Annotated in this window: 4 protein-coding genes and 1 pseudogene; 1 reads left to right on the plus strand and 4 read right to left on the minus strand. The window is 67.9% G+C overall.

The features are described 5' to 3' along the window. The 4 genes from ADL29_RS40025 to ADL29_RS40040 all read right to left on the minus strand — a co-directional run. Positions 1 to 918 (minus strand): alpha-amylase family glycosyl hydrolase (locus ADL29_RS40025; protein ID WP_245689839.1); only part of this gene is annotated, 918 nt, incomplete at its 3' end. Between the two features lies 1 nt (position 919). After that, a complete protein-coding gene (locus ADL29_RS40030) occupies positions 920 to 1834 on the minus strand; it encodes a sugar ABC transporter permease (protein ID WP_245689840.1) in 915 nt (304 codons plus the stop codon). 2 nt (positions 1835 to 1836) lie between these two features. Next, entirely contained in the window at positions 1837 to 2715 is an 879-nt protein-coding gene (locus ADL29_RS40035) for a carbohydrate ABC transporter permease (protein ID WP_053928404.1), read from the minus strand. A 77-nt stretch (positions 2716 to 2792) separates the two neighbouring features. Beyond that, entirely contained in the window at positions 2793 to 4079 is a 1287-nt protein-coding gene (locus ADL29_RS40040) for an extracellular solute-binding protein (RefSeq protein WP_053928402.1), read from the minus strand. A gap of 285 nt (positions 4080 to 4364) precedes the next feature. Between ADL29_RS40040 and ADL29_RS40045 the strand changes: the two are divergent. Further along, positions 4365 to 5259: pseudogene (locus ADL29_RS40045) on the plus strand (alpha-amylase family glycosyl hydrolase); the annotation flags it as partial.

Consider the following 5259-nt stretch of genomic DNA (forward strand, 5'->3'; position numbering starts at 1 on the left):
ACGGGCCCGGTCGAGGCCGCCGCCCAGGCGGGTGCGGTGCCGTACGACGTCGTGGTTGGACAGCACCCAGGTCGCCGGAGCACCGACAGGACGCATCGCGTCCAGCGACTCGTCGATGACCTTACGCAGCTCCACCGCGTCCCAACCGGTGTTGAGGTAGTGGAAGTTGAAGGCCTGGTGGAGTTCGTCGGGACGCAGGTAAAGGGCGGTGCGTTCGGCGGTGGGGGCCCAGGCTTCGGCGACGGCGATCCGGACGTCGGTGTCCGCCGTGTACTCGTCGAGGACGGTGCGCCAGGTGCGGTAGATGGCGTGCACGCCGTCCTGGTCGAAGAAGGGGAGGACCTGGCTGCCGACCAGCCGGGCCTGTTCGCCGTGCCCGATGTCCGGCAGACCGGGCGCCTTCCAGGCCGGGCCGCCGAAGAGGGACTCCCAGTCGTTGGGCGGCAGCTCGCCATTCTGGCCGCGTCCCTTGCGGAAGTGGAAGCGCTCGCGCAGGACGGATCCCGGGCCTTCGGCCGCCGCCCGGCGGAACCATTCGTGCTGGTCGGAGCAGTGGTTGGGGACGATGTCGACGATGATGCGCAGGCCCAGGTCATGGGCGTCGCCGATGATGGCCTCGGCGTCGGGCAGGGTGCCGAACATCGGGTCGATGGCCCGGTAGTCGGCGACGTCGTAGCCGCCGTCGGCCTGCGGGGAGGCGTAGAAGGGGCTGAGCCAGACGGCGTCCACACCGAGGTCGCGGAGATACGGCAGGCGGCTGCGGATGCCTGCCAGGTCGCCCATGCCGTCGCCGTTGCCGTCGGCGAAGCTGCGCGGATAGACCTGGTAGATCACCGCGTCGCGCCACCAGTCGGTGGCAGGGGTGACGTTGTCGGGGGTGGCGTAGTCGGGGGTGACGTTGTGCTGTGGGGTGGTCATGTCATCCCTTGGTGGTGCCGGCGGTCAGGCCGGAGACGAGGTGGCGCTGGGCGAAGGCGAAGACGAGCGCGGCCGGTACGGCGATGATCACGGCGGCGGCGGTCATCGAACCCCAGTCGTTGGTGTACTGGTTGACGAAGGTCTGCAGGCCGCCGGCGAGCGTCAGGTTCTCCTCGCCGGTCATGAAGGCGGAGGCGTAGGCGACCTCGGCCCAGGCGGTGACGAAGGTGTAGAAGCCGGTGACGGCCAGGCCGGGGCGGGCCAGCGGCAGGACGAGCCGCCAGAAGATGCCGAACGGGTTGAGGCCGTCGACGCGTCCTGCTTCGTCGATGTCCACCGGGATGGTGTCGAAGAAGCCCTTCATCATCCAGGCGCAGAACGGCACCGCGATGGTCAGGTACGTGATGACGAGGCCGGCGGGCTGGTTGAGCAGTCCCAGGGTCGCCATCAGGTTGTAGAGCGGCACGATCAGTACGGCCACCGGGAACATCTGGGTGAGCAGCAGCAGCCACATCAGCGGGCGCATACCGGGGAAGCGGAAGCGGCTGACGGCGTAGCCGGTGGTGGCGGCGATGAAGACGCCGAGGACGGTGGTCAGCCCGACGATGACGACGGAGTTCCCGAACCAGGTCAGGAACTGGGTGTCGGCCAGTACGTGGGTGTAGTTGGCGAGGGTGGGGTGGGTGACGAGGCTGGTGGAGAAGGCGTCGGTCTTGGGTTTGAAGGAGGTGACCAGCAGCCAGAGGGGCGGGAAGACGGCGATGACGGCCGCGACGGCGAGGCCGAGGTGCAGCCCGGCGGAGGCCAGCCAGTGCCGTTGGCCGCGCTTGCGGACGCGCACGGGACCACTGGTCAGCGGTTCGCCGGGCACAGTCTTGCCGGGCTCAGTCTCGGTGGGCTCAGTCTTGGTGGACATGGTCACCACACCTCTCCCTGCTTGCGCAGCGCCCGGCGGTAGACGGCGGCGACGGCCGAGAGCAGGACGAGGATGAGGACGCCCCAGGTCGCCGACTCGGAGAAGTTGCGGGGGCTGTCGACGAAGGAGAGCCGGTAGGCGTAGGTCACCAGGATTTCGGTGGCATCGCCGGGGCCGCCCCTGGTGAGCAGGAAGATCACCGGGAACATGTTGAAGGTCCAGATGGTGGAGAGCAGGATGACGGTGCTGCTGACGGCCCGCAGTCCCGGCACGGTGATGTGGCGGAAGCGCTGCCAGGCGCCGGCGCCGTCCATTTCGGCGGCCTCGTACAGCTCGCCGGGGATGGACTGCAGTCCGCCCAGCAGCGTGACCAGCATGAACGGTACGCCCAGCCAGACGTTGACGGCGATGACCGAAAGTTTTGCCCAGGTGGGGTCGTTGAGCCAGGGGATGGCGTCGATGCCGCCGCCGGCGAGCAGCTGGTTGAGGATGCCGTTCTTCTCGTTGTAGAGCATCCGCCAGGTGAAGACGGAGATGAAGGCGGGGATGGCCCAGGGCAGGATCAGGGCGAGGCGGTAGAAGGTGCGGCCCCGGAGTTTGCGGTTGAGCATGTTCGCGAGCGTGAGGCCGAGGAGGAAGGTGACGGCGACGCAGGCGACGGTCCATGCGACGGTCCAGCCGAGGCGGTCCCAGAAGACGCCGTCGGAGAGCACCGCCTTGTAGTTGTCGAGGCCGGTGAACTTGTAGGTGGCGGGGATGTGGTTGACGCCGATGTCGCGCTGGACGTTGGCCTCGTTGGCGTCGGTGAGGGACAGATAGAGGCCGCGGACGAGGGGGAAGCCGATGATGACCCCGATGACGAGGACCACCGGGGCGACCATCGTCCAGGCGTACCAGTGGGTGCCGACGGCACGGCGCGCCCGGAGGCGCAGCCGTGGCCGTGGCCGTACGGCGACTGTCACTTGTAGTCCTTGAGCAGCTTCCGGTAGGCGTCGCCGGTCGCCTTGGCGGCCTGCTCGGGCGTGGCGGTGCCGGTGAGCACCTTGTTCATCTGGACCTTGATGGGTTCGAAGAGGGAGTTGCCCTCGGCGATCCAGGGCCGCTGTACGGCGCCGTCGACGGCGGGCTTGAAGAAGGTGACCATCTCGTTGTGCTTGACGGCGGGGACGTCGTAGACGGACTTGCGGGTGGGGAGCAGGCTGAGCTTGTCGGTGGTTTCCTGCTGCACCTTGGCGGAGCTCATGTATTTCACGAAGGCGTAGGAGGCCTGGAGGTTCTTGCTGCCGGCGTATACGGAGAGGTTCCAGCCGCCCTGCGGTGATCCTTGTGCGGTGCTGCCGCCGGGTACGCGGGCGACGCCGAGGTTCTGCTTGTCCTTGAAGGCCTGGCCGGCGCGGGCGCCCTCGATGTCCCAGGGGCCGTCGACGGCCATCGCGGCCTTGCCGTCCTTGAGGGCCTTGAGCTGGTTTTCCTGGCCGTCGGTGGCGTCGGTGACGGCGGCCTTGGAGTCGACGAGGTCCTTGATGGTCTTGAAGGCCTTGACGCCGGCGGCGTCGTCGATCTTGACGGTCTTGGTGCGGGCGTCGACCATGTCGCCGCCTTCGCCGTAGAGGTAGGGCAGGAACCAGTAGGGGTCGTCGCCGCGCAGGTAGAGGGCGGTGGCGCCGGTCTTGGTCTTGATTTTCTTGGCGGCGGAGGCGAGTTCGGTGAAGGTCTTGGGTACCTTGACGCCGGCGTCCTTGAGGAGCTTCTTGTTGTAGAAGAGGCCGAGGGTGTCGATGACCTGGGGTGCGGCGTAGGTCTTGCCCTTGAATTTGGTGGAGCCGACGGCCTGGGGGAGGTAGTCGCCGGTGTTGTCGAGGGCGGGGGTGCCGTCCAGGGGTGCGAGGTAGCCGAGGTTGGCGAAGTCGGCGGTCCAGGCGACTTCGCTGCGCATCACGTCGGGGGCGCCGGAGTTGCCGCCCGCGGCGTTCTTGAACTTGGCGTTGGCGTCACCGAATGGGACGTTCACATACTGAACGTGGACTTTGGGGTGTTCCTTCTGAAAACCCTCGGCAAGTTTGCGGTACGTGGCCTTCTCGGCGTCGTTGGAGGTGTCCCAGAAGGTTACGGTTCCGGACAGTTCGCCGCCGCTGTTGGCGCTGTCGTCGCCGTCGCTTCCGCCGCACCCGCTCGCCGTCAGCGCCAGGCCTGCTACCAGCGCTGTTGCGGTGATGCCACGTATGCCGGGTATGCCTCGCCGCATGTGAACTCCTTTGGGGATCGCCCTAGATGGCGGTCAGGAACGTAACAGCGCTGCAAACAAACCGAAAGACCTTGCGGAAAATTCTTGCAAGTTCGTTGGAAGAAATTTCAGTCGGATGGCCGGAACGGCTCCCCCGGCACCCCCTCTCCCCCGTCACCCCGCGCCCGCCCAAGCGTTGATTGCGTGAAGGCACCACGGCCTCCCGGCCCCGGCCGCTTGACCCCGGCCTCTCGACCTGGCCCCGGCCTTTTGACCCCCACCTCTTGACCTCGACAGGGACGGCAGATGACCCAGGAGCTCACTTCCCCCAGCCCCGCCCCCCAGGCCACCGCACCGCACCGAGGTCCCGGATGGTGGCGGGACGCCGTCATCTACCAGGTCTACGTCCGCTCGTTCGCCGACAGCAACGGCGACGGCATCGGCGATCTGCGCGGCGTATGCGGCAGGCTGCCGTATCTCAAGGCGCTGGGCGTGGACGCCGTCTGGCTCACGCCGTTCTACGCCTCGCCCCAGGCCGACGGCGGCTACGACGTCGCCGACTACCGCGCCGTCGACCCGCTCTTCGGCAGCCTCGACGACGCCCGTGACCTGATCGGCGCCGCCCATGACGCGGGCCTGCGGGTGATCATCGACATCGTCCCCAACCACACCTCCGACCGGCACCCGTGGTTCCAGGACCCCGCACTCGCCCGGGAGCGCTATGTGTTCCGCCCCGGCAAGGGCGAGCGGGGCGAGCTGCCGCCCAACGACTGGGAGTCCCTCTTCGGCGGCCCGGCCTGGACCCGTACCGACCGGGGTGACTGGTACCTCCATCTCTTCGCCCCCGAGCAGCCCGACCTGAACTGGGAAAACCCCGACGTCCACGCCGAATTCGCGGCCATCATGCGTTTCTGGCTGGACCTGGGCGCCGACGGCTTCCGGATCGATGTCGCCCACGGCATGGTCAAGGCGCCCGGTCTGCCGGACATCGGGCACGGCGAACAGGCCCGGCTGGTCGGCAGCCAGGTCCTCCCCTTCTTCGACCCTCAACACCGGTTGGGACGCGGTGGAGCTGCGTAAGGTCATCGACGAGTCGCTCGATGCGATGCGTCCTGTCGGTGCTCCGGCGACCTGGGTGCTGTCCAACCACGACGTCGTACGGCACCGCACCCGCCTGGGCGGCGGCCTCGACCGGGCCCGT

Origin of the sequence: Streptomyces chattanoogensis, assembly GCF_001294335.1 — a bacterium.
In the GTDB taxonomy this organism is placed as follows: Bacteria; Actinomycetota; Actinomycetes; order Streptomycetales; family Streptomycetaceae; genus Streptomyces; species Streptomyces chattanoogensis.